Here is a 25,303-nt window from a genome sequence, read left to right on the forward strand (position 1 = left end):
TCCCGTTTCACCGAGTACGCCGGATTTCGACACCACTTGGGTTTTGAGCGACGTTTTTCCTTTCTCTTGAATACAAAGCTGCCCCGGCGCTGGCCACAGCTGGGCAGTGTCAAAATACTCATCAAACATATGAGTTTGTCGCAACCTTTGCAGTCAGCCCCCACCCTGTCCCCTGTATGCCGGGGGTTATAGCGGCCAGATGCCCTTGCGCAGCAGGGCCTGGCTCCATAGTCTAGGGGTAACACGATAATCGGAGGGCGTGAATCATGACGCCCAGGCGTTCCAAAGGTGCGGGCGCGTTTCCCAAGGTGGTTGAAACCCCTGTACCAGCCCGTCCGGATTCTGATGCGCTTTATGCGGCTCTGGATCTTGGCACAAACAGTTGCCGCATGCTGATTGCCCAGCCAAAGGGCAGCGGCTTTCATGTGGTGGATAGCTTTTCCAAGTCTGTGCAATTGGGCACAGGGCTTGAACGAACCGGACGCCTGTCCCGTTCGTCCATGTCTCGTACTATTCAAGCGCTGCGGATCTGCCAGCAAAAACTCAAACGCAACCGCGTCAAGCGCATGCGACTGGTTACCACCGAAGCCTGTCGGCGTGCCAAAAACGCGCGCGAGTTCATCCGCCAGGTGAAACGGGAAACCGGGCTGCTGCTGGAAATTATCCAGCCCGAAGAAGAGGCCCGTTTGGCGGTGATTTCCTGCGCGCCTTTGGTGTCGACCAAGACTGAGCAGCTGTTGGTGGTGGATATCGGCGGCGGCTCGACTGAACTGGTCTGGATTGATCTGTCTTCGGTGCCAAAGCGTGATCGCCCGGCCGCCATCATGCGGCTACATGCCGGGTTTCACCCTGCCCACAGCCCTTTTCCTTCGGCCAAGGTCGTGGATTGGATTTCTGTCCCGCTTGGGGTGGCCACGCTGCGGGATCAGTTCAACGACGTAGAAGATGATTCCGCCCGCTTTGCCCTGATGAGCTGGTATTTCGAAGAACACCTGGCCGATTTCGCCCCCTATAAGGATGAGCAGGCCCGCGACGGCTTTCAGATTGTTGGCACCTCGGGTACGGTGACCACTGTTGCTGCCTCCCATCTTGGGTTAAAGCGCTACGATCGCACCAAAGTGGACGGGTTGCGGATGACCAGCGACCAGATCGACAAGGTGATCCGGGGCTATCTGGATCTTGGGCCGCAGGGACGTCGTCGTGACCCCCGAATTGGCGAAGATCGTCAGGCCCTGATCATGTCCGGCTCGGCCATTTTGCAGGCGCTGCTCCGGTGCTGGCCCACGGATCGGCTGTCGGTGGCGGATCGCGGTCTGCGCGAAGGCCTGCTTTATGCGCAGATGAGCGCGGATGGTGTACTGGAAGACGGGCCCTTCTGAGGCACGTAAATGTAATTTACGCCCTGCCCTCCGGTTTGGAGGCTGCGGCAAAACGGTGACGATGATGGCAAAAACGCCGAACGGAAAAACCCCTACAGGCAAGAATACCTCTGGCCGTGGTCAGCGGGATCTGAAGGTTAAGGTAAAATCAGCGCGCGGACGTCGGCTCAGCTCTACCCGCTGGCTGCAACGTCAGCTGAACGATCCTTATGTCAAACGCGCCCAGGCCGAAGGTTATCGCGGGCGCGCCGCCTATAAGATCATGGAAGTTGACGACAAATATCGCTTCCTGGTGCCCGGTGCTCGGGTTGTCGATCTGGGCTGTGCCCCAGGTGGATGGGCTCAGGTGGCCGTAAAACGCATCAATGTGATGGGCGAAAAGCGCGGCAAGGCCCAGGGACGCATCATCGGCGTTGACCTGCAGGAGATGGAGCCAATGGCGGGGGCTGAGTTCCACCAGCTCGACTTTATGGATGAAGGCGCTGACGATCAGGTCAAGGAATGGCTGGGCGGCACTGCCGATGTGGTCATGTCTGACATGGCGGCCTCCAGTTCGGGTCACAAACAGACTGACCACCTCAAAATTATCGCCCTGTGCGAAGCTGCCGCCTATTTTGCCTTTGATGTTCTGGAAGAAGGCGGCACCTTTGTCGCCAAGGTTCTGGCCGGCGGCGCCGAGGGTGAGCTGCAAAAACTGCTCAAGAACAAATTCACCAAGGTCGCCAACGTCAAACCGCCATCGTCGCGGTCAGACAGTTCGGAAAAATTTGTGGTGGCCATGGGGTACAAGGGCTAGGGCTCTTGGTCTTGCTTAGGGCTGTGCCAGCAGCGACCGGCTTGCCTGATCACGCAGTTCGAGGGCCTCTGCGCCCTCGCCTTCGCTTTGCAGAGAAACTCGCAGCTTCTGCGACATTTGGCTGGCGAGCCCTGACTTTTGCAAAACCTGTTTTACCAGCTGCGGGACCAGCAGCTCTTTGCCAAACCTTGTCATCTTGCTCTTCCTACCTTTGGTGTTCCTGTGGCGATGGGATAGGATCTGGGTAGGATCCGAGCGGGGCCAAAATGTGGCAGGACTGCCCCATTGTTTCCAATCTGGAAACGTGTGGTATTTTTGCATATCTAGGGCTTTGGTCGGCGACCTAATCAGCGATTGATCTGTCTGGACTGCCTTAGCTTTTTGATCTTAGGTCAATAAGGGCGCTGTTGAATTCCGCCCCCAGGATCAAAATCGCCGCGTTCACATAGAGAAAAATCATTGCCGCCATGGCCCCGGCCAGCCCCGCATAGGTGGCAGAATATTGAGCGATGGAGCCAACATAGAAGGCAAAACCAATCCCAGCGCCCCACCACAGCGCAACCGTGAGAACCGTCCCAGGCAATATGTGGGACAGGCGGTGGACTTGTCCCGGCAGCAACAGGTGGCAGAATAATACCGCCGCAAAAGGCAACAGTGCCAATACCAAGGCATGCAGGCCGGGCGTCAAATAACCCGAAAGCTCCACATTGGGGAAAAAGTCAGCGAGATAATGCAGGTAGAGCGGTAAGATAACCTCAAACAGGGCGGCAATCAGGATACCCACACCGCCCAGGATCACAAAGCCAAGGCAGAGCAGCCGTGACACCCAATAGGGACGCAGATCCTGGTCGTGATAGGCCCGCACCATGGCCAGCCGCACCGCATTGACGCCGTTGGAAGCAAAATAGAGGGCAAAGATACCACCCACGGTGATCAATCCAGTGTTGGAGGTCTCCAGCACCGCGTCAAGCTCAGCCAGGATCGGGGTTGAGACAGGCTCTGGCCAGGCTCCAAAAACCAGCTCCACCAGATGATCCAGTTCGACGCTTTGCGAAAACAGGCTCGCAACGGTGCCGGCCAAGGCCACAGTGAACAAAACAAAAGGGAAAAGCGCCAGCATCATCGACATGGCAATATGGCTGCTCATCACCCAGCCGTTCTTGCTGTTAAAGCGGTTTATCGCCAGCCAAAGCGACCTGATCCAAATATTTGAAAAAATGCCGGTTTTCATATTGGCAGACATCCGTATCTACATCACAAACATCAGTACACTACGACAAAGAGCGCCGACAAGACAGCGGGTTACTGGACAGTTTCACCTCAGACGTATTCACTGCCATTCAGCGATCAACCTGCCATTTGCCCTGCTGACGGCCATTTCTCGGGATACAGATCAAAACATGGTTCTAACCGTAACAGATGTTACCAAGACAATTCCCCAAAGCGGTTTGCAAAAGCCGATCTTGGATCGGGTGAATTTGCAGGTGCAGGCCGGAACCTCTCTGGCGCTCACCGGCGAAAGCGGATCTGGAAAAAGTACGCTATTGCACCTGGTGGGTGCTTTGGACAGTTTTGACAGTGGCGAAATCCATGTGGATGGCATTGCCCTAAGCAACCTGGATGAAACCGGGCGGGCGGCGCTGCGGCGAAGTAAGGTTTCCATTGTTTTTCAGCAATTTAATATAATCCCTTCACTCGATGTCGCTGCAAATGTTGCGCTGCATGCCAAGCTGGCCAAAACCCATGACCCGGATTGGGAGGCGCTTTTGGCCCAGCGGTTGGGCTTGACCGCACTGTTGTCCCGCTACCCCGAACAGCTGTCGGGCGGGCAGCAGCAACGGGTGGCAATTGCCCGTGCGCTTGCTATGCGACCCAAGCTGTTGCTGGCGGATGAACCGACCGGAAGCCTGGATGAGGAGACCGGTGACGCGGTGCTGGGTTTAATGCTGGATCTGGTTACAGAAAGCCAAACCGCGCTGTTTCTGGTCACACACTCCCAATCTATCGCCGCAGCGCTGGATCAACGTCTGCATCTGAGCAACGGCGGGTTGACGTGACCCGGCCCGCCCTCCTTGCACTGCTGTCCCATTGGCGGCAGCACAGGTTTCAGCTGGCAGCCCTGATTGTCGGCCTGGCACTGGCGACCGCGCTCTGGATGGCCGTTCAGGCGATCAACAGCCAGGCAAGGGCCAGCTACGCCAAGGCGGCAAACTATGCGCGCCAAATTGACCGCCCAAGCCTGGTGTCCGCCACCAATAACTTGACGGTGTCCGACTATGTCAGCCTAAAACGCAGCGGCTGGAAACTGTCTCCGATCCTAACCGGAAACATAAAGGTTGCGGGCCAGTCCATTGAAATAACTGGGGTTGATTTGTTATCGCCGCCCCCCATTTCTGGCATCATGCCCCCCGAGATGACTGCCCAGGACATGACTGCCCAGGACGGGGAGATCCTGATTTCCATGTTGCGCCCGCCCGGTGGTTTGCTGCTGCATCCTCAAACGGCCCAACGGATCGCCGCAGAGCTCCCCGATATAACCCTCCATCGCTCGGCAGAGCTGCCGCCAGGACATGCAATTGGCGATATTTCGGTTGTAAGCAGACTGCTCGACGCGCCTACAACGCTGACACGGCTCATCTATCTGCCGTCAACGCCACCACACCCGAGTGCCCTGCAAACACTGCCGGATCATATTCAATTTGAAGCCGCAAATGCCAGCCGCGTTGAACCAGGCACCCTCACCGAAAGCTTTCACCTCAATCTAACGGCCTTTGGGTTCCTGTCCTTTGTCGTTGGGCTGTTTATCGTGCAAGGCACTATTGGTCTGGCGATGGAGCAGCGGCGCGGCCTGTTTCGCACCCTGCGCTGCCTTGGGCTTCCCTTCGCAAATCTTGTGTTGATTTTGCTGATCGAGATCACATTTATTGCCTTTATAGCGGCCTTTATCGGTTTGATAATTGGCTATTTTATCGCCGCATCCCTGTTGCCTGGGGTCGCGGTGACGCTTTCGGGGCTGTACGGTGTCGAGGTGGACAACGGTCTGACCCTGCAACCCGCATGGGTGCTGTCCGGTCTTGCCATGACCCTGTTGGGGGCGGCTGTTGCCAGTGGTTATTCGTTCTTCACCCTTTGGCATCTGCCTATTCTACAAGCGCCCTCCACCCAGGCCAGAGGCCAGCAGATCCTGCGCAATTTCAACGGTTGGGCACGGGCTGGGGTCGGCTTGCTGGGGATTGGCGCCCTGTCCCTGCTGCTTTGGGGCGGGCTCAATGGCGGTTTTGCCTTTCTCGGCTGTCTCATGCTGGGGACGGCGCTGCTGCTGCCATTTTGCCTCTGGCACATACTGCAGGCCGGACAGAGACTGACGCGCCATCCGCTTGGCCATTGGCTCTGGGCGGATGCACGGGCACAGCTGCCGGGCCTGTCGCTGGCGCTGATGGCGCTCATGCTGGCCTTGGCTACAAATATTGGCGTTGGAACAATGGTTTCCAGCTTTCGGTTGACCTTTACGGGCTGGTTGGATCAACGGTTGTCGTCTGAGCTTTACGTCACCGCCCGTGACGACGCCCAGGGGGCAGCGCTCGAGCAATGGCTGGCGCAAAAAGACCTGCGGGTTTTGCCGATCCGCTCCCAGGACTTGCGCGATCAGGCCGGGAAGATCAGCATCTACGGCGTGCGGGACGATCCTACATATCGTGACCACTGGCCGATGCTGGAATCCCAGCCAAGGGCCTGGGATTTACTGGCAACGGGTCAGGGGATTTTGATCAGCGAACAACTGGCACGCCGCCGCAACCTGAGCCTGGGCGACACAATACTGCTGCCACAGGGCTGGCCCAGCAACATCCTGGGCATTTATTCGGATTATGGAAATCCTCACGGGCAGGCGATTGTTTCGATGGTGCAACTGCTGCGCAATGCGCCCCAGGCGCCCAACCAGCGGTTTGGCCTGCGTTTAGACGCCAGGGATGTCCTTGACCTGATTAAAGAGATTCAAGAAACGTTTGATTTGGATCGGGAAGATCTTGTTGAACAAGGTAAGCTCAAGGCCGCTTCACAACAGGTTTTTGATCAGACCTTTCGGGTGACCGACAGCCTGAAGCTGCTCACCCTGGGGGTGGCGAGTTTTGCAATTTTCACCAGTCTCGCAACACTCTGGAGCCAGCGCCTGCCGCAACTGGGTCCGGTTTGGGCCATGGGGGTCAGTCGCCGGACGCTGGCGCAGATCGACATCGCGCGCAGCCTCCTGATGGCGGGTTTGACGGCCCTCTTGGCGCTGCCGCTGGGGTTGGTACTGTCCTGGGCCTTGTTGGTGGTGATCAACACAGAGGCCTTTGGCTGGCGGCTACCGATCTATCTGTTTCCGCTGGACTGGCTGTGGCTGGTCATCCTGTCGCTTTTGGCGGCTTTGCTGGCGGCGCTACTGCCAGCCTGGCGGCTGTTCCGCCTACAGCCCAGTGCACTCTTAAAGGTTTTTTCCAGTGAACGTTAGCCGCCTGCTGCTCTGTCTGAATTTGCTTGTTGCCGGACCGGCCTTGTCCCAGGGGTTTGCCGGCCTCGGGACTGCGGCTGAAGGTTTTGCAATTCCCCATCCCGACCACCGCCTGGAATTTCCCATGGACCACGGAGCGCATCCTGATTTTCGTATTGAATGGTGGTATTTGACCGCCAACCTTAAGGACGAAACCGGGCAAAGCTATGGCATTCAATGGACGCTGTTTCGCAGTGCGCTTGCCCCCGGCGAGGCAGAAGGTTGGCAAAGCCCGCAGATTTGGATGGGACATGCCGGGCTGACCAGCGCCACTGCTCATTTCTCAGCTGAGCGTCTGGCGCGTGGGGGCATTGGCCAGGCCGGCGTCACCACAGCGCCCTTTCAGGCCTGGATTGACGATTGGCAAATGGCAGGAGCAAATGACCTGTCCCAGCTTGATCTCTCAGCCGCGGGTGACAGTTTCTCATATGAGCTCTCGGCCAAGACCACGGCGCCATTGGTTTTGCAAGGTGAGCAGGGCTATTCGGTGAAATCCCCCGAAGGTCAGGCAAGCTATTATTATTCGCAGCCAAATTACCAAATCAACGGCAGTCTCACCCTGCCCTCTGGGCCCGTTGCTGTGACTGGCGATGGCTGGCTGGATCGCGAATGGTCCAGCCAGCCGCTGTCAGAGAACCAAAAAGGCTGGGATTGGTTTTCGCTGCGGTTTGACAGCGGGGATAAGCTGATGGGCTTTGTCCTGCGCGGTGCCAACGGGGCCGAGGACTTCCGTTCCGGCACCTGGATTTCTGCCACTGGCGAGGTCACGCCTTTGGCTCCGGGAGTGTTTCAGGCGGAACCGCTGGCCCAGGTTGAGGTCAAGGGGCGGAGCATTCCAACCCGTTGGAAAGTCGACCTGCCTGAAAGGAATGTTTCCCTTATAGTTGAGGCGCTTAACCCACAAAGCTGGATGGATGTTGCCTTTGCCTATTGGGAAGGTCCGGTGACGGTATCTGGCAGTCACAGTAGCACCGGCTATTTGGAAATGACCGGCTATGAATAGCGCACAGTAAAAATAGCCAGAAAAAAGGGGCGCCTCAAAGCGCCCCTTTTTTGATTTTCAAACCAGGTCTTCAGGTTGGGTCGTCAGGCTTTTGGCCCGCGCACAACAAAGACCGAGCACTCTGAATGACGGATGACCCGGGCCGCATTGGGGCCCAGCAAATAGTCCTTCAGATCAGGCTTATGCGCCCCAACCACGATCAGGTCGCTGTCAGCGGCCTCGGCCACCTTCAGGATCTCCTGATAGGCGGTGCCGGTGGCAACCACATGGCGGATCTTGGCATTGCGCTCTTGCCCCAGGATCTCGGCGCAGATGCTTTTGAGCGTGGCTGTGGTTTCCTCGACTGCCTTTTCATGGTGGTGGCTTTCAAAGAACCCAGAAACCCAGCTTTCGCCAAAGTCAGGCAGAACATTCACCACATCCAATTGCGCCCCGTCCAGGTCGGCCATTCTGGCCGCCTGTTCGAGTACCATTTTATCAGTGGCCTTGTCGCTCAGCTCCACCGCGCACAGGACAGATTTGATCATGCTGGATCTCCTTCTCTGCGGACGCGGCCGCGTTGCATCATGGCTATCAGACCCAGCAGCAACAGCGCTGGAATGAACACCAACTCCTTGGGCAGCTGATCAACTGGTGCCAGGATTTCCTTCACAAAAACAGGGCTGTCCCCGTAAAAGTCAAAGCTGCCCAGGTCTTGTTCCGCCGGGGTGCCAAAGCCCGGTGCATCCAGGTTCATCTGGCTGCCTTCGGGCAACAGGATCAGCCCGGCCTTTTCAGCCAAAGCAGCGCCATCCAAGCCTTCGATCGCTTCGACAATCAGCGTTGTTGAGGCAATTTCACCAGTGTCAAAATCAGGCCCTTCGATGGTCAAGCGCAGCTCTTGCCCCGCCTCAGCCGTCCCAAGCGCCTGCACCAGTTCGGTTGGAGCAACTTCCGTGTGGGCCGGCATTATCCGGTTCATAAAAAAGTCCGGACGGAACAGCGCAAAGGCGACAAAGACCAACAGAAAGCTTTCATAGATCTTACTGCGGGTGACAAAGTAGCCCATGGTGCCAGCGGTAAAGACCAGGATGGCAATGGTAGCGGATATGGCAACCAATATGCCTTGGGTCCAGGTGACATCTATCAACAACAGGTCCGTGTTGAAGATAAAGACAAAGGGCAAAGCCACTGTTCGCAAACTATAAAAGAAGGCGACAAAACCAGTACGGATGGCGTCACCGCCGGACACAGCGGCAGCCGCAAAGCTGGCAAGCCCCACCGGTGGCGTCACATCGGCCATGATCCCAAAGTAGAACACAAACAGATGCACCGCGATCAGTGGCACGATCAGACCAGACTGCGCGCCTAGTTCCACCACAACCCCCGCCATCAGCGAACTGACAACGATATAGTTGGCGGTTGTGGGCAACCCCATGCCCAGCACCAAAGACAACAGACCAACACAAAGCAGAACAAAAACCAGAATGGTCCCGGTCATGTCTGCGGCGCGTTCGGCCACGGTGCCCTGAAAGCTGGTAATGCCAACAAAATCGGTCAGCGGGCTGATCGCGTGAACCGCCATTGCGCTCAGATAGGTGAGTCCATAGGCCATGGTTTCCACCAGATCGGCCATCACCTGACCCACACCTGTCAGCGTTACCGTGCCCACGATCACTCCGGCCGTCGCCGTTGCAAGGGCGATACCGATCATATTGCGAGAGCCGTCAATCAAGCCGCTCCACAGGTCGTGGCACCCCTCAACAAATGTTGCTACGATATTGCTTTGTTTGCGGAAAAACGCCTTGATCGGTTTTTGGGTCAACAGGATGACAAAGAGCAGCGCCGTGGCCCAGAAGGCCGAAAGCCCCGGGGATTTTTGCTCGATCATCAGGAAATACACCAGAACCACGATGGGCAGCATATAGTGCAAACCTGCTTTGTAGATCTTGGCGATTTCCGGCAGTTCGACCTCTTTGGCGTTGGGGTCATCCGGTTCCAGATCATCAATGCTGGAGGCCAGGGCCACCAGAGCCACATAGATCGCAAAGACCACGCCAAACATCAAAACGCCCGCAATACTGGGCACCCACCTATAGGCTGCCTCCACCGGGAACTGACTGCCGTAGCACAGTCCGGCAAAGACTGCGAAAAAGCTGGCCATGCCAAGAATGGTGCGGGTCATGTGGACTTCGCGGTTGCCCAGGGTTGGCATGTTGCGTTTCACCGCCTCCAGGTGCACGATATAGACCAGTGCGATATAGGAAATCGCCGCCGGCAGAAAGGCGTGGGTGATCACCTCGACATAAGAAATGCCGACATACTCCACCATCAAAAAGGCCGCAGCCCCCATCACCGGCGGCATGATCTGCCCGTTCACAGACGAGGCCACCTCGACCGATCCGGCCTGCTCTGACGAGAAGCCAACCCGCTTCATCAGCGGAATGGTAAAGGTGCCGGTGGTGACCACATTGGCAATCGAAGAGCCAGAGATCAGACCGGTCGCAGCAGAGCCAACAACGGCCGCCTTGGCCGGACCACCGCGCAGGTGACCCAGCGCGCCAAAGGCCATTTTAATAAAGTAGTTCCCTGCCCCGGCCTTATCAAGAAGAGCGCCGAAGAGCACAAAAAGAAAGACAAATTTGGTCGAGACCCCAAGTGCGATACCAAAGACACCTTCCGAGGTGATCCACATATGGCTCATCGCTTTTTTCAGGCTTGCGCCTTTCCAGCGAATGACTTCTGGCACCCAGTCAGAGGAGCCGAAGAAAACGTAGGCCAGAAAAATCGTGGCAATAATCGCCATGGCCGGCCCCAGTGCGCGGCGGGCCGCCTCGAACAGGATCAACAGGCCCGCAAGGGCGTAAAACTTGTCGATGTCATCCGCCAGGCCGCCACTGTCGACGATCTTTTGATAGTTCAGATAGCCATAGATGGCGACAAAAACCCCGGCGCCCGCCAAAGCCCAGTCCTGAACCGGGACAAAACCGCCTTCGGGGGGTTTCCATTGACGCACATAGGACAGCACAAACCAGGCGCCCATCGCTAGGGCCAGTATCAGCGCGACAGCCTGCAGGGTGCTGCTCCAGCCGTCCAGCAGGTATTGGCCCAGAATGGCAAAGGCGCTGTAAAACAACACCACAATCGCGGCGAACATACCAAGGGCACTGACGAGGCGTTCCACGCCACTCGCGACACCAGATCCATTCAGGAAGGTTGGCGCCACCAGCGCCAGCGCAACCACTGCGCCAATTGCCACAGCCACATTGATGGAGATATCCGGCGAGACCGTGATCATCACTGCGACCGTAAAGGCCCCCAGCCCCAGAACCGTGCCCAAATGCCCAAGGGCAAAGGAAATCAGATTGCGGCTTTCGCGGCCCATCGCTGGATAGGCCATGAAGCCCAGCATCAGCGCAAAGGCGAGATGGATCAGGCGCGAGTTATTATTGACCGCGCCCGGTAGCAGGTAGTTTGCCAGCGGTGAGGCGAGAATGACTTGAAAAACGGACCAGCTAACAGCGATGACAGCAAGGGAGAGACCCACTGCTCCGACCGGGTTGCGCGCACCCGCATCGGAGGAGGCAACCAGTTCCTGCAGTTCATCTTCGCTAAGCGGTCGATTTCCCTGAGCATCGGATGTCATGGATAATCTCCCATACAGAAGTGATCCGCCCTATGGAGAAAGCCCCCAGTTTCGGACCCTGTCTGATATTATTGGTTTTGGGGGGGTCCCCTTCGTAAATTGAAAGGGGCACGAAATCGCGCCCCTTCCTATGTCGTTGGATTTATTATTCAATCCAACCTTTTTCACGGTAGTATTTCGCCGCGCCGTCATGCAGCGGTGCAGACAGACCATCGGCGATCATTTCTTCAGCCTTCAGATTTGCAAAGGCAGGATGCAGTTTGCGGAAGGCGTCAAAGTTTTCAAATACCGATTTCACAACCGCATAGACGGCCTCGTCCGGAACATCGGTGGAGGAGACAAAGGTCGCGCCAACACCAAAGGTCTGGGTATCCGCATCCGACCCGCGGTACATGCCGCCGGGGATGGTGGCGGTACGGTAAAAGGCGTTGTCGTCAACCAGTTTGGTCACAGCGTCGCCATCAACGGTTACCAGGACGGAATCACAGGCTGTGGTGGCTTCCTGGATCGAACCGGAAGGGTGGCCAACGGTATAGACCATGGCGTCGATCTGGTTGTCACACAGAGCTGCGGACTGTTCAGCCGCTTTCAGCTCGGTCGCCAGTGCAAAGTCTTCCATGCCCCAGCCTTTGGCATTCATCAGCACTTCCATGGTGCCGCGCTGACCAGAGCCCGGGTTGCCGATGTTGACGCGCTTACCCTTCAGATCGTCAAAGGTGGTGATGCCGGCGCCGGCCCGTGCCACAACGGTAAAGGGCTCGGGATGCACAGAGAAGACGGCGCGCAGACTTTCATAGGGGCCTTTTTCAGAGAACTTGGAGGTTCCGTGATAGGCATGGTGCTGCCAGTCAGACTGGGCAACGCCAAACTGCAATTCGCCTTCGCGGATGGTGTTGATGTTGTAGACGGAGCCACCGGTGGATTCCACCGCGCATTTGAACCCGTGCTCTTTGCGGCTCTTGTTCACCAGACGGCAAATCGCGCCACCGGTTGGGTAATACACACCTGTTACACCACCGGTGCCGATGGTGATGTACTCCTGCGCCTGCGCAGCCGGGGCCATAAAGGCCGCCGTGACCAAGGCACCCACGGTTAGTTTTGTATGTTTCATGTTTGGTTTTCTCCCACGATGTTTTTCATGAAATTTCACCGCTCTACGTTGGAACGGCGATAGGCATGCACTCACTCTTGTTTCATCCAGTACCACGCGGCCAACAGAATGAATGAGGGGTGATCATATTGCACTCTCCCAAGCTAGCCCCTTGCGGTCCCGACCTGTCAAGCGCTTCAAAATCAAGCGATGTGGATGAGACGGCACTTTTCTCGCATGTGACAAAAGCCCGCCAATTTTCCCCTGTGCCCTCCCCCTCAAGAGTCGCAGCAGTGTGGCAGATTGCCGCAGGTTAGTGCAAGAGCGAACTCGGCCTGATTAAGGGTCGCCGGTGGGTTCTGCGGGGATTAGGTGGAAAATCAGAACGAAGCATTCGTTTTCCAGATCAATTACTGTCTCATGCCGCTCATTGGTAAAAGTGCCGCGAACCAAACGGTACAGCCTAACCGCGAGCCATTTGATCTTACTTAGCAACTTGGTCGCAGACAACCCTAAGGTAAAAGACTTCAGCGCCCTCGATAGATGCCTATCAGCGGCGTCTATCGAGGGCGCCGATGGTTTGGTGCCCCCGGTTTGCTGTCCCCCCATTGATCTGAAGCCTGAATACTGCCCACCCTCGCGAAAGTGGCAGATCATTCTTACTGCCGCCTTTGAGCGGGGCCTGCAGGCAGGCAACACGGGCGCCTAGATCGCCGCACCAAAGGGCTAAACAAAGCCGACCAGAGAGCCAGACAGGTCGACAAAGCAAAGGAACCGGGGAGGGTCAGAACACGCCTCTGTGGTATGTTTTATGAAGAAGTGGTCGCACTGCCACCTTTAGATCTGTCATAAAGGTACAATCAAAATCAGCCAGGTTGGCTGTACCACTTTATTGCGACCTGCGCCTAGCACTTGCAGGTTACGCCCTTGCGGAGATCACTCATGAAAGTTGACGGCACGCCCTATAGATCCCTGTGGTGGGACACTGACGCCGAGGCCCTGCAAATCATTGATCAAAGATGGCTGCCCCATGACTTTCGGATCGAACAGCTGGACAGCCTGCAGGGTTTTGCCAGTGCGATCAAGGATATGCATGTGCGCGGCGCGCCTCTTATTGGGGCCACGGCCGCCTATGGAATGGCGCTGGCCATGCGCCAGGATCCTAGCGACGCCGCACTGCAACAGGCCTGGGAGGCCCTCAATCAAACCCGCCCCACCGCCATTAACCTCAGGTGGGCCTTGAACCGGTGCCGGAATCTGTTGCTGGGCATGCCTCTGGAGCAGCGTCGCCAGGCTGCGCTGTCTCTGGCGCATGAAATCGCTGACGAAGATGTGGAGATCAACCGCCGCATCGGTGAACACGGGTTAAAACTGATCCAAGACATCGCCGCCCAGAAAAGTGACGATAGCCCGGTGCGCCTGCTGACCCATTGCAACGCCGGTTGGATTGCTACGGTTGACTGGGGCACCGCCACCAGCCCGATGTACCACGCCCATGATGCCGGCATCCCGTTGCATGTCTGGGTGGATGAGACCCGCCCCCGCAACCAGGGGGCGCTGACCGCCTGGGAGCTGGGCAGCCATGGCATCAGCCATAGCTACATCACGGACAACGCCGGCGGGCATCTGATGCAACACGGGTTGGTTGATATGGTGATCACCGGAACCGACCGCACCACCCGGCAGGGGGATGTCTGCAACAAGATCGGCACCTATCTCAAAGCTCTGGCGGCTAAAGACAACAATATTCCCTTTTATGTCGCCCTGCCCTCACCCACGATCGACTGGACGGTGTTGGACGGGATCTCGGAAATACCAATCGAAGACCGCGCCGCAGCAGAGGTAAGCCATATTCAGGGCCGTACAGATACAGGCGAAATATCGACCGTACAGGTGACACCGGAGGGGACTTCTGTCAGCAATCCGGCCTTTGATGTGACCCCCAATCATCTGGTGACGGGCCTGATCACCGAACGTGGCGTCTGCGCCGCATCTGAGGCTGGACTGGCGGCATTGTTCCCGGATATGGCCCCACCTGCCGCCACGGCAAAGGTCTCCGCCAATGTCTAGGCCCTATTGCGATGACACTGCCACCCGGCAATCCATCATTGACGCCTGTCTGGCGATGCAAGCTGCGGGCGTCAATCAAGGTGTGTCCGGCAATATTTCGCTGCGCACCACCGAGGGCATGCTGATCACGCCCTCTGGGGTGGAATATGAAAAGATGCGCCCCGACATGCTGGTGCTGATGCCACTGGATGGCTCTCAGATGCGCACAGGCCAGATGAAACCCTCGTCGGAATGGCAGTTTCACCGGGATATTCTTTTGGCCAAGCGCTCTGAAATGGCCGTGGTTCACGCCCACCCCACCTTTTGCACCGCGCTGGCGATGAACCATCAGCCGATCCCGGCCTGCCACTATATGGTGGCGGCCTTTGGTGGCGATGACGTCCCTGTGGCCGATTATGCGCTCTTTGGCAGCCAGGAGCTGTCGCGTCTGGTGGTTCAGGCCCTGCATCACAGATCAGCCTGCCTGATGGCCAACCACGGCGCAGTGGTTACCGGCGACAGCCTGCAGACTGCGCTGTGGCGGATGATGGAGCTCGAAACCCTGGCCAAGGGCTATGTGACCTCTCTTACAATAGGCAGCCCAAAACTCCTGGGCGCAGACCAGATGAGTGAGGTCAAGCAAGCCTTTGCAGATTATGGCCGCACATCTCTTTGAACAGATCATAAAAGCCGCGCACCGCTCTCGGCTGCTGGTGATTGTTCACGGCGCGTCGGCGATTGTAGTATCGCGCACCGTCCACGGTGCTACCAATGGGCAATTCAGTAGAGTATCTTTTGGCGCAGATTGCGGCAGCTCAGATGTGAATCTTGGCTTCATTGATGCTGAAAAGGTGTTTAATTTTAAATAACTTAGGTTTTTTCGGCGCTAAGGTGTGTGCAGAAATTTCCATCAACTAAAATAAATTTGGATTTCAATAATGCAGCAAGCCAGTCTATGCACAGGCCAATTAGGCAGCACCCGATCGCACCCCTAGCCTCGACAGGCTACCTCATATCAGCCTTTTCAGCGCCGATATGAGCCCCTTATTGATAAGAGGCAAAACCTCATTGACACGGCGAGTTGAAACGTTTTGTCTGTCTCCGCTGAAACAGCCGACAGAAAATCTTTGTGTGATCAAAACCTTTTGAAAGAGGAAGTTACCATGAAATTGAATCCCAATAAAATCCTGACATTGAAGGGCAGCAAGGCAGCAGCCGCTCCGAAAGTCGGTGAACCAGCCCCACCGGGCAGTGGCTTCTAAGCCAATCCGGCACGATATTCCGAATTCTGAAGAAAGCGGCGGCCTGCGAACTATCGGGCCGTCGCAAGCACCAGTAGAGCTTGCCCACAATATCGCAGAAACAAGAAACCTTATGATGAGTTCAGACACACAGATCGACGAAACTTTTCGTTCGATTTCGCGTTTGTCCGACAATTGGCCAGGCCGGGCCGTCGGCCCCCGAGGGGTTGTAAGGTACCTGAATTCATCCGGATCTCTCGCGCCGATCCTATGGTTTTTCAATGCGGCGCACGAACCCGCAAGATTCCATGCAGCACTGGATCCGGAGCGGCCGTTTTTTGCGCTTCGCTCTCTCAACCTCATCATGAAACCATCGCCTGAGCGGGATGAAATTGGTGCCAACATGGCGAACCATCTTGCGGACGCTTTGACTGGCATGTTGCCCAAGGAGATTGCGGTTGTTGGTGGAAATTGCCAAGGAGCGCCATTTGCAATCTGTTTGGCACGGCGCCTGCTGGAACTTGGACATGACATAAAATCCGTAGCCGCGATTGATGCCATTCCCGACTACACAATACCCGTTCCGGCGTTGCTCAATTTCGGCGCGGAGGCACCGGAACGAAACCCCTTCCTGCAGGATCAGAGCATGACCGAGCAGCGGGTAGAAAACCTGTTTCCAGTATATGAGCAAGCCAGCCTGCCCTGTGGGCATGGCAAATACTTCGAGGCTGAAAACCTCCCCTACCTCATCGCGAACATCGAAAATTTCATAGGGACCCGCATTCGCGCCGAAGAGCATCTGTAAGCGTTGCCGGGGTGGAATGAGAAAACAGAATGGATGGATGAACCTCCATGCCGAGGGGGCCTCCAATAAGACGACACAGGTCAACCGCTTTCAGGGAATCCCCACCTAGATCGAAAAAATCACTGTCCTGCGATACCTCGGCATCGGGAAAGCAGGTTTTAAAGGCGTCTTCGACGCAGGTGCTCAGTTCAAATGGCATGGCATACCTCTGGTGTTTCTTCGATCATCTGACCCAACTGTGCCCTTGCGATTTTGAGACCAGATGTCTTTGGAAGCACCCGCATCAGTACGATTTTGTCCGGCCTTGTCAGCGGCGACAGATGGGCTCTCAATCGGGTTTTGACTTCGCTTATGTGGCTTGGCTCGGCTTCGATGACCGCAACGATCTGATCTTCATCACCGGCCTCGCTCGGGATAGAAATCACGCAACAAAGCGCCGCGCCGGTAACGTCCTGGATCCGGTTCTCGAGGTCTGGTGCGTTGAAGGAAATGCCGTTTCGGCAAAAGTACTCCTGAACTCTCCCCACAACATGGAGATACCCTTCGTCGTCCAGGTAGCCACGATCACCAGGCCGAGCGGCATTGCCATTGACCTGCGCTTCAATATGGCCAACCTGGTTGTTGGGCAGTGGGCAGCCTTCGTCATCGACGATCCTGATATGATAATGTGGAAGCGGTTTTCCAACGGAGGTTGGATGGCTGTCAATCGCATCCCCTTCCAGACGGGATATGATGCCCGTTTGCGTCGAAGAATAGGTAACGCAAAGCTTGTCGGACAGGATGGACTTGGCTTCTGTAAGAACCGGGCCAAGCAGCGGGCCGCCGATACTCTGCATTTTGACCAGCCTGTCATAGCGCGGCCCGTCCCCGACCAACCCTTGCGCCTTGATGTGCTGGACCAGACCGCGGATCAATACCGGCGGCAAAGTGACTTCTTCTGCATCCTCATGCAAGAGAGCCGCATCGAGTTCCCCATAGTCGAAGAACACCGGGACAGTGATGATCTTGCGCCCGCTGAGCGCGTTGCGGAACCAGATATAGCGCGTTCCCGGAAAGCTGAGATTGAGACAGGACACTGCATTTCCCCAATGGCCTCTTTCTCCGCCCACGGCCATCCGGTCAATGGCACTCAAAAGCTCTTCATGTGATAAAGGGTGCAGTTTCGGAACCCCGGTTGTTCCAGAACTCATAATGAAATCTGCGGTGACATGCGGCGTGGCCGGAAAAATCAGCCCTCCCGAAGTTTTAGTCACCTCCCCGACCCTGGGAGCCTCCAGAACCCCTTCGTTCTGCGTCAGCTTCCGAAAGTCTGAAAAGATACATACAGCGCGCGACCTCGCAGCCCTTTCCAAAATGTCCGAAGGCGGGCTTCTGAAATCGAGCACCAGAGGCGACGCCCCCAATGCCCATAGCGCAAAAATTGCAGCGAACGTGTCAATCTGGTTGGTGTTGGCAAGCCCTACCACCTGGCCAGCAGAAACGCCTTTTCTGGCAAAAGCTAACATCGTCAACTCGATGCGCATTTTGAAGTCTGCGTAGGTGAGGGAGCCGCCCCCTGTTCCGCGCCGAGTTTCGAAAAGTATGGTGCCTGGGTTTGTTTCGACCTGTTTCAGAAAGGCCGCGCCGATGGTTTCAGGAGCAGGCATCTGACATTGCCCTTTGTGCATCATCAAACAACTGTTGTCCCAGCGGCGTCAAACGCGCATGTCGTTCAACTTGAGTAGCGCAATCCCGATAGATGATCACCGCCTGCCTGCATTGGCGGCGCAGCTCTTCGGCATCCGGCCCGCTAAAGCCGTTTTCGAGCATAGCCCTCGCAGATTGCACCATGCGTGCCGAGACCCAGGCCGCATGGAAAATCCCCTCCATCGGGCGCGGCGTGGAGCGGAGGGGAGAGCTGAAGAGTTCAGTATCTTCATTCAGGATGACAGGGTCATCCAGGTGATACAGGAACAGTTTGGCATGAGAGCTTTCATGCACCAGCGTCATCAAAACCGTTGGTAGAATATCAATCTTGTCAGAGTTCACGAGGATGGAACCAAAAGCCCCAAAGACCGTGGCGCCGCCAAAGCCGCTCTTCTTGGGGTCCCGGTTAACGGCAAGGTATACCTGCGACACGAGGAGATCGAACTCCTTTGCCCAATTGGGCGCGTACTGTTCCAGCGTGTTTATCGCTAGTTTGATCTTGGCAGCAGCTTGTTTCTTCTCCTCGGCGCCGGGAGCGCTCAGATCGGCTGTGAGCCCGACATCATCACGAAACACACGACGAAGAAGGTTACATGCACCGAGTCCCAGCTCTTCTTCCGACAGGCCGAGTACCCTGAGGCCGGTCGCCTCGACCGGATCGGGGAGCTGTAGGAATTGCAGGCAGGCCTGTTCAAATCTGGGTTCGTCCTGCGCGAGTGCTGCGTTCAACATGGCGTCATGGGCGGCAAACACAAGGCTATCGGGGCGCCTGTGATCGGAGAAAATACGCTTGATTTTTTCTTCTGCTCTCGCTGTGTTTTCGGGTGCGTCCCAAACCTCAAGCAGCAGGTGCCACAATGAGGTCTCAAGCCTGCAGAATAATCGCGTGATCGTTTCCCGAAGATCATCTGCATTCGGCAACAAGGTTGTTCCAAACTGGATTTCCATAATATGTACCTAATAAAATGACTTTCACAAACATGATACTGATTTTCGAGAAGTTTGCACTTTCACGAAGCCGCAGCCGGGGGCGGTTAAACGCGGCTAGGCCTAGCTGCTCCGAACCAATATATGCGGCGTAACCCGTTGTACTATCAAGTGCTGCCTGTGCGCTGGAAGCCTCCGCTGCGGAAAATATCTTTCCCCTTTTCGGAAGAAAATCGCGTCAACTGGTATCTGAACTGCTCTTGAAGCGCTGTGAGTTCCGCGGAGGGAAAATCGACGCGACTGCTTCTAATCACGTGCATGATGTTTCCCAGCGAAATTGTGTAACCTGTCAATCTATTTTCCCAACTTTTGGATAGCTTAGCGACAGTGGCGCTATCACTGTTCGCAATGATGAAACGGGCCGCGAAGGCGTTCCGCTCGCCGTAGGTATTTGGTAAGTGAGAGCGATCACGCGTCAAGGCAAACCGGAGAACAGGAGGACGCAGGGGGCAGCCCCTCCCAATATGTGGGCGGGATCTACATGCACGTAGCGGTCAAAAAATGCGTGCGCTGCGGCCTTGGAAAATTGCTACACTATGCGCGTAAAACGCTCAAATTCAGGATCTGTAAGCGCCGCGATCAGTTTTCTGGATCGACAGAAACTGGCTCAGACAAATCATAGCCACCGTCACAGTCCGCAAGCGTTCGCCACTGAGGCCTTTTCGTGTTTTGCGGGGTGCTGGAACTAGATCTGACAGGCGGGAATGTGCCTGCCCCGACCCTCCCTTGCGCGTCTCCGGCGCGACGTCGTGGCAGGCCCCTAGTCCCTCTCCATGCGGGCCCCATTGTGGTTGCATTCGGTGCGCAAATTCAATCAGTGACAGGCCACAAAACTCTAGCCATGGTTCAAAAGTATCGCCAGCGTGCATCGCAGAGAAGGCTCTCAAAACAGGCCCAAAGCCGACGCGACAGAACGTGAACGAAAAGGGAATGGGGGAACTGCTGGGGGAACTTGTGAGGAGGCTCTCAAGGGCTTGCATTAACGTAATAACGCAAGCCCTTGAAGAATATGGTACCCAAGGCCGGACTCGAACCGGCACGCTGTCACCAGCGGGGGATTTTAAAATCATAAGTTTTCTAATGATTTCAATGGGGTGGTACTCAAAGAATAGTACCAAGGCGGAAAAGTCTTCGCCTTGGTACAACAACTACTTCGCCCAAACCCGCAGCGGGGTTTTGATCCCGTTGCCATCGATCTGGCGCATCCCATGCAGCTCACAACCGGTTACATTGCTAAGAGAATCCACTAGTCTTTGTCGAAAGGGTGAACCTAATTCTCCTACGTTTCAACGGCTCTGTTAGCTTCAAACCAACATGGGATGACGCCAAGACAAGAGCGATGTAAAACCACACCCTAGGGGCTACAAAACCAGCGTCCGAAAGCAAAATTAGCGTCGCGGCAGCCGTTGGGAAGAACAGCACCCCAGTCATTCCCCAAAACAGTCGTATGTAAAGCGCTACAAGGACAGCACTGAAAACAACACCGCCATAGACAAACAGTTCAAAAAGAGCAGATCCCCAACCAGAGTATCCAGGATTAAGTATGAAACGCTGAATGAACACGTAAGGGTTTTTCGCGTAGACTTCGATCACAATGTCCTGCACGAGTTCTCTAGCACCGATGCCCGTTCCCGCCAGCGGGTATCGGATCATCGTGCGAAGTGCTATCTCAGCTGGTCCCGAACTTCTCAATAAGGTACTGACATCAGTATTGTTTGCGATGCTTTGCGCGCGCGCTATTGGGACAAATTGCGCAAAGTATGGCAGATTTAGGTATATGAACAACAGTAGACAAACAATGGCCACAGCCACCAGTCGATGAGCGGCGTTGCGCCCAAAATGCCGATAGTGAAGGCCTAGAAGATAGATCATCACACCAAAGAACATCGAAGGCGAGCCGGTCAACAATAGCCCGGCGACAAACATGACCATCGTTTGCAGTTTAGTCCCCTTCGAACTGAGACCAAATGCGCATGTCATGAAAGTCACAAATTTTGCTACATGCGAAGGTTCTTGAGTGAAGAACTTTGGGCGAATATTGCAAAAAAATCTCTATGTCCCTAGCATCCGAAGCATAAAGTAGGCTTTCACCATAAAGAGCTGCCCGCACGCCGTCAGTGGTGAATGGGGTGTAGACCTCCAACGCGCAGCCCAACAGGGTTACCACTACTAATAGTCGAGCGATCCTAGAAAACTTCTCGACGCCGATTTCTTCAATGAGACGGAAGACAGAAACAAACACGATTAGAGCTGAGAACATGAGTGCAAGTGATTTCACTTGTTCCAAGTTGTCAGAAAAAAGTGGATCAAAAACCAATCCCAAAAACCACGAAAGGAAAATCCAAACAACACTGCTGAATGCCTTTCCACGGTTGTCTATTAGACCATTTCGAGACTTGAGAGCAAAAACCGCAAGACCAAGCAAACTAAGAATCGCGCCTGCCACGTAACCGCCAATGCTTATTCCTAGGTTAGTATATGCTGCGACCGTTAGGGCCAAGAACAGAGCAATTGAGGTGCCATCTTTCTTTATACTAACTTGCATAAAAAATCACCCCGACCGCCCCAAAGATTGACACACAGTCCCTCGCAGCAGAAATGAAGTGCTCCCCTCTCGCTGGCAAACACCCACACAACAATCGCAAAAACTAGCGGTGCAGCAAAGCTAGCTGGCCTACCGCATGCATAAACAACAAATATAACGACAACAGACAGAATAATAATTTCCAAAATCGTCGCTACAAATTTACTTAAACTATTGTCTCGCCAAAATCGGTGCACAATTACACCAGCAAAAAAACCAGCGACGCATCTGAAATACCCAAGATCATATGTTGCAACAATATAGTCGGGCGACAACACAATCAAAACGAAAATGGCACCTGCAATCAAAACTAGTGACACGAAAATATACAGACTACGAGCACGTATCAACACGATTGCAAATGTTAAATACGCCCAAAACTCCGCTGCTATTGACCAGCTAGGCAGGTTCCATGTTCCGGTATCGTGTATACCAAATGCTTGCAGAAAGAAAATATTTGTTGGAATTGCTGCGACGTCCCAATTCTCGGTGAATGGCGACTTTGGCAACGTCACTCCTGCGTTAGAAACCAATAGAGCGGCGCATTGGGCCAAAATCAAGACCAACAGCACAGCCAAATTCAAGGGAGCAAGCCGCCCAAAACGCCTCACCATGAATTGCAGTGACGACAATCCATTAGTTATCCGTTTTGAGTATGCAAATGAAATAACAAACCCTGAAAGCACAAAGAAGAAGTCTACAAACAGAAAGCTATGCCTAACAAAATCAGCAGAATAGAAATGGTGCAACGCCTGGAAGTGCATGAACGCCACAGCCGTTGCCGCGATGCCGCGAAAGCCATCAAGGGTTTCAAACCTCGCTCGGGTTGTCGCTTGAGAATATTTCATAATATGGATCCAAATCAAATGATGGCTGGTTCTATCACTAAAGGGCCTAAAGATCGGAAATGCGCTCTGTTCCTGACCGAATTGAGAAGCTCGGTCAAGTATGCTTCAGATGTATCCGGACAAGAGTTGCCATAAATCTCCTACGTAGGAGAACCTGTTCTAGACACGAACAGATGGGGCTCAACAACCGACAAACCGACCTTACTCCACAGGTATCTGGATCGGCTTCAGGAGTAGAACCTGGCCATCATCGAGTCGGGTGACTGTTAACTTATCAGAGCTCACTGGTGCCTACTGCTTTCATGACAGGAGATATCCGCCTAAGGGTGACCATAGCCGCAGGATTACCCGTCCTTGGCTTGGCTATCACAAAACCACCATCACGCACCCGCACTTCGGCCCCGATCCGGTCGAGGTCTATGCAATCCGCGTTAACTGAAAAAGGAACATCACCAGTGGAGGCCCAAGTGGACCTCTTTTCCGAACAATTCGACCAATACACTTCGCCATCCAGCCAACCTCCCCAGGACACGAGCCAGTACCTTCTCGCACCGCGGGCCATGGAAAACGCCATGCTTAAGGCGATGGGCGCCGCGCCAACAAAGCCAGTCGTCAAAAAAAGATCCGCGCATCAGGCAGACAAACAAACGGTTCGTATGAACGGCATGCCCGCATCAGAGAGGCGATTGTTGCTGCTGTCGAAGGAAAGTGGCTCAGCATCGACCAAATTGCTGCAGCCATCTCTGAGGATCGGGATGTGGTGAAAAATAAGACTGGCGTCATGGTTGCCAAGGGGCTGCTTTCCGGGCGTGGCCATTGCCTCTCGCGCCGCTTCACCAAAGGGAAGAATCCCAAGGAAAAGAAAGCTACCCGAAGAACGATGGTCGCGGATCGACGGGAGGCCATTGTTAAAACGATCAACAAGCCTATGAAAATGCAGGAGATTGCCAAGGTGACTGGCAAGGATCGACATACTTTGCAAGGCGATTTGAACTGGCTCGGCAGCGCCGGAAGAATCGAAATCAGCAAGGAAAAGAACGGATTGCCCGCAGTATATAGCCCGGCAACCCAGGAGGCATAAGGATGAGTGAAGCACTTAAACCATGCCTGTTTTGTGGGGGTGAAAACCTGAAAAGCGGGGGAGATGACAAAATTGTCGGAACTTGGTGCTTGGATTGTCAAGCTACGGGCCCAAACTAATACATAACAGGACAGGATTGGAACAACCGCCCCGCCATCACCCCAGCCATGGCGGCAAACGTGTTGTTGGCAGATGACCTGAACGTATCCCAAATGGCGAAAGCGATGCACGATGGGCCATTAATGGCAGATGATCATTGGTTTAGCGCGGCAACCGAACAGGGCGGGTGGTGCGTTGACATGGCTCGCGCCGCTCTCCGCGCCATTGCAGAACAGGAGGCACAGTGATGCCTCCACAACGTCTTTATGAAACCGAGAAAGAAGTGGCGCGGTTGCTGGGTCACGATGTCACTTGGTTAAGAAAGAACTCTAACACACTGGAAACACAATATGGATTTCCACCGATTGATGCTGCCGTAGGAATGCGGCATCGTGAGTCTATTGAGGCGTGGGCGCGAGAACGCAACACGAGAAAGGTGAAAGCGCGCACAGGGCGGTTGTCGGAAACCAACCAGGAGAACGAAAATGGCTTTTAAAAGCTCATTGTGGGATGATAGCGATCCGCTGTATGCCCCCGGATTAAAACACAGTAAGGTAATTGGGCGCTACAAATCTGATGAATACAGTCAGATCCATGACGTCCGACCAAACGCCCGTCTGGACTACCTAAAGGTTCTCGGCAAGATCGAGGAAGCCATTGGAGAGGTCCTAATTCAGGAAACTGATTTTTCCCGAATGATGAGCTGGAAAAAGTCAATGGAAAGAAAGGGTCGCTCCACAAACTTCATCAAAAAATGGTTCACCCACTGGGGGATCGTGAACTCTCACGGGATCAAGATTGGTGTAACACAGTGCAGTGCGCTGAAGGCAATTCGCGGCGAGATGCGTATCAAATCACCTTCTCGCAGAAGCACGTACATCACGCGGCCACAGGTCGATGCTGTAGTAGCGGAAGCGGATAGCCGCGGGCTGACCCATGTGGCTTTGGCAGTTCTGATACGCTTTGAGTTTATGCTTCGAGGAGTGGATGTTCACAGTCAATGGGAACCAAAGGGAAATCGTGAAGGAGGTATCCAATCAGATGGCCAAATGTGGGTCGACGGTCTCACCTGGGACAGGTTCGACACCCATTTGACAACCTTTACCAAGGTGATCAGCAAGACGAGGGATAGCCTACCAGAACCCTACACCTTCGATTTGGCCAACACGTCTGATATTCGAGACCGTCTTGCGAAGGTACCTCAGCAGCATCGTACTGGCCCGGTAATTGTTCTGTCGACTGGGAAACCACCCAAGAACAGTGTCATTACCCGTATGTTCAAATCGATTGTTCGGGATCTCGGCCTTCCAGAAGAGCTACATATTCGGGACACCCTGTCTGGCGCTATCACCGAAGCAAAGGGGCTTGCTGACCCTCATTCACTCCAGTATGCGGCTCAGCACACCCAAAGCACCACGACAGACATCTATATTCGTGACCGTTCTGGTGCTGCAAGTAAAATCGTTCGCCTTAGAAAACAGGGGTGGAAAGTCTAAGAG

General features: G+C 55.0%; 23 protein-coding genes. 12 read left to right on the plus strand and 11 right to left on the minus strand.

Annotation, left to right across the window (positions count from 1 at the left end):
- Positions 1–266: 266 nt before the first annotated feature.
- Complete coding sequence (locus QZ268_RS10110) at positions 267–1,379, plus strand: Ppx/GppA phosphatase family protein (RefSeq protein ID WP_295451777.1); 1,113 nt, start codon at positions 267–269, stop codon at positions 1,377–1,379.
- A gap of 64 nt (positions 1,380–1,443) precedes the next feature.
- On the plus strand, positions 1,444–2,175 hold the full coding sequence (locus tag QZ268_RS10115; RefSeq protein ID WP_295451779.1) for an RlmE family RNA methyltransferase: 732 nt from the start codon (positions 1,444–1,446) through the stop codon (positions 2,173–2,175).
- Between the two features lie 15 nt (positions 2,176–2,190).
- Here QZ268_RS10115 and QZ268_RS10120 read toward each other — a convergent pair whose 3' ends face one another.
- Positions 2,191–2,370, minus strand: coding sequence for a hypothetical protein (locus QZ268_RS10120; RefSeq protein ID WP_295451783.1), 180 nt, complete (start codon positions 2,368–2,370; stop codon positions 2,191–2,193).
- 178 nt (positions 2,371–2,548) lie between these two features.
- The gene (locus QZ268_RS10125; RefSeq protein WP_295451786.1) at positions 2,549–3,406 is read right to left on the minus strand and encodes a YihY/virulence factor BrkB family protein; all 858 of its coding nucleotides are present in this window, start codon (positions 3,404–3,406) and stop codon (positions 2,549–2,551) included.
- Between the two features lie 169 nt (positions 3,407–3,575).
- On the opposite strand from QZ268_RS10125, the gene QZ268_RS10130 reads away from it, so the two are divergent.
- The 3 genes from QZ268_RS10130 to QZ268_RS10140 are packed head-to-tail and all read left to right on the plus strand — an operon-like array spanning position 3,576 to position 7,709.
- Positions 3,576–4,232, plus strand: a complete 657-nt coding sequence (locus QZ268_RS10130; RefSeq protein WP_295451789.1) for an ABC transporter ATP-binding protein — start codon at positions 3,576–3,578, stop codon at positions 4,230–4,232.
- Positions 4,229–6,667 carry an ABC transporter permease gene (locus QZ268_RS10135; protein ID WP_295451791.1) on the plus strand — a complete coding sequence of 813 codons (2,439 nt, stop codon included), beginning with the start codon at positions 4,229–4,231 and terminating at the stop codon, positions 6,665–6,667. The genes QZ268_RS10130 and QZ268_RS10135 overlap by 4 nt, the downstream gene beginning before the upstream one ends.
- Positions 6,657–7,709: a lipocalin-like domain-containing protein gene (locus QZ268_RS10140; RefSeq protein ID WP_295451793.1), complete on the plus strand. Its 1,053-nt coding sequence runs from the start codon at positions 6,657–6,659 to the stop codon at positions 7,707–7,709. The genes QZ268_RS10135 and QZ268_RS10140 overlap by 11 nt, the downstream gene beginning before the upstream one ends.
- Positions 7,710–7,792: 83 nt before the next feature.
- Here QZ268_RS10140 and QZ268_RS10145 read toward each other — a convergent pair whose 3' ends face one another.
- From QZ268_RS10145 to QZ268_RS10155, 3 genes are all read right to left on the minus strand, one after another.
- Complete coding sequence (locus QZ268_RS10145) at positions 7,793–8,236, minus strand: universal stress protein (RefSeq protein ID WP_295451795.1); 444 nt, start codon at positions 8,234–8,236, stop codon at positions 7,793–7,795.
- Positions 8,233–11,334, minus strand: coding sequence for a TRAP transporter permease (locus QZ268_RS10150; protein WP_295451798.1), 3,102 nt, complete (start codon positions 11,332–11,334; stop codon positions 8,233–8,235). The genes QZ268_RS10145 and QZ268_RS10150 overlap by 4 nt, the downstream gene beginning before the upstream one ends.
- A 145-nt stretch (positions 11,335–11,479) precedes the next feature.
- On the minus strand, positions 11,480–12,445 hold the full coding sequence (locus QZ268_RS10155) for a TAXI family TRAP transporter solute-binding subunit (protein WP_295451800.1): 966 nt from the start codon (positions 12,443–12,445) through the stop codon (positions 11,480–11,482).
- A 921-nt stretch (positions 12,446–13,366) separates the two neighbouring features.
- Here QZ268_RS10155 and mtnA point away from each other — a divergent pair.
- From mtnA to QZ268_RS10170, 3 genes are all read left to right on the plus strand, one after another.
- The gene (gene mtnA, locus QZ268_RS10160; RefSeq protein ID WP_295451803.1) at positions 13,367–14,494 is read left to right on the plus strand and encodes an S-methyl-5-thioribose-1-phosphate isomerase; all 1,128 of its coding nucleotides are present in this window, start codon (positions 13,367–13,369) and stop codon (positions 14,492–14,494) included.
- On the plus strand, positions 14,487–15,149 hold the full coding sequence (locus tag QZ268_RS10165) for a class II aldolase/adducin family protein (RefSeq protein WP_295451805.1): 663 nt from the start codon (positions 14,487–14,489) through the stop codon (positions 15,147–15,149). The genes mtnA and QZ268_RS10165 overlap by 8 nt, the downstream gene beginning before the upstream one ends.
- A gap of 701 nt (positions 15,150–15,850) precedes the next feature.
- Positions 15,851–16,519, plus strand: coding sequence for a hypothetical protein (locus tag QZ268_RS10170; protein WP_295451808.1), 669 nt, complete (start codon positions 15,851–15,853; stop codon positions 16,517–16,519).
- On the opposite strand, the gene QZ268_RS20185 is transcribed toward QZ268_RS10170, so the two are convergent.
- The 6 genes from QZ268_RS20185 to QZ268_RS10195 form a co-directional block, all read right to left on the minus strand.
- Positions 16,482–16,718 (minus strand): acyl carrier protein, encoded by a 237-nt coding sequence (locus QZ268_RS20185; RefSeq protein ID WP_353401956.1) that lies wholly within the window; start codon positions 16,716–16,718, stop codon positions 16,482–16,484. The two genes, QZ268_RS10170 and QZ268_RS20185, sit on opposite strands and share 38 nt — an antisense overlap.
- Positions 16,708–18,165 carry a class I adenylate-forming enzyme family protein gene (locus tag QZ268_RS10175; RefSeq protein ID WP_295451810.1) on the minus strand — a complete coding sequence of 486 codons (1,458 nt, stop codon included), beginning with the start codon at positions 18,163–18,165 and terminating at the stop codon, positions 16,708–16,710. The genes QZ268_RS20185 and QZ268_RS10175 overlap by 11 nt, the downstream gene beginning before the upstream one ends.
- The gene (locus QZ268_RS10180) at positions 18,152–19,153 is read right to left on the minus strand and encodes an HEXXH motif-containing putative peptide modification protein (RefSeq protein ID WP_295451813.1); all 1,002 of its coding nucleotides are present in this window, start codon (positions 19,151–19,153) and stop codon (positions 18,152–18,154) included. The genes QZ268_RS10175 and QZ268_RS10180 overlap by 14 nt, the downstream gene beginning before the upstream one ends.
- Before the next feature lie 1,272 nt (positions 19,154–20,425).
- On the minus strand, positions 20,426–21,124 hold the full coding sequence (locus QZ268_RS10185) for a hypothetical protein (protein ID WP_295451815.1): 699 nt from the start codon (positions 21,122–21,124) through the stop codon (positions 20,426–20,428).
- Positions 21,125–21,134: 10 nt separating this feature from the next.
- Complete coding sequence (locus QZ268_RS10190; protein WP_295451818.1) at positions 21,135–21,737, minus strand: hypothetical protein; 603 nt, start codon at positions 21,735–21,737, stop codon at positions 21,135–21,137.
- The gene (locus tag QZ268_RS10195; protein ID WP_295451820.1) at positions 21,722–22,624 is read right to left on the minus strand and encodes an acyltransferase; all 903 of its coding nucleotides are present in this window, start codon (positions 22,622–22,624) and stop codon (positions 21,722–21,724) included. The genes QZ268_RS10190 and QZ268_RS10195 overlap by 16 nt, the downstream gene beginning before the upstream one ends.
- 467 nt (positions 22,625–23,091) lie before the next feature.
- Here QZ268_RS10195 and QZ268_RS10200 point away from each other — a divergent pair, with 467 nt between their 5' ends.
- From QZ268_RS10200 to QZ268_RS10215, 4 genes are all read left to right on the plus strand, one after another.
- A complete protein-coding gene (locus QZ268_RS10200; protein WP_295451823.1) occupies positions 23,092–23,388 on the plus strand; it encodes a hypothetical protein in 297 nt (98 codons plus the stop codon).
- A complete protein-coding gene (locus QZ268_RS10205) occupies positions 23,385–23,705 on the plus strand; it encodes a hypothetical protein (RefSeq protein WP_295451825.1) in 321 nt (106 codons plus the stop codon). The genes QZ268_RS10200 and QZ268_RS10205 overlap by 4 nt, the downstream gene beginning before the upstream one ends.
- A 346-nt stretch (positions 23,706–24,051) precedes the next feature.
- A complete protein-coding gene (locus QZ268_RS10210) occupies positions 24,052–24,300 on the plus strand; it encodes a hypothetical protein (protein WP_295451828.1) in 249 nt (82 codons plus the stop codon).
- Positions 24,290–25,300 carry a hypothetical protein gene (locus QZ268_RS10215; RefSeq protein ID WP_295451830.1) on the plus strand — a complete coding sequence of 337 codons (1,011 nt, stop codon included), beginning with the start codon at positions 24,290–24,292 and terminating at the stop codon, positions 25,298–25,300. The genes QZ268_RS10210 and QZ268_RS10215 overlap by 11 nt, the downstream gene beginning before the upstream one ends.
- Positions 25,301–25,303: the final 3 nt, after the last annotated feature.

The organism is uncultured Pseudophaeobacter sp., from assembly GCA_905479575.1.
In the GTDB taxonomy this organism is placed as follows: domain Bacteria; phylum Pseudomonadota; class Alphaproteobacteria; order Rhodobacterales; family Rhodobacteraceae; genus Pseudophaeobacter.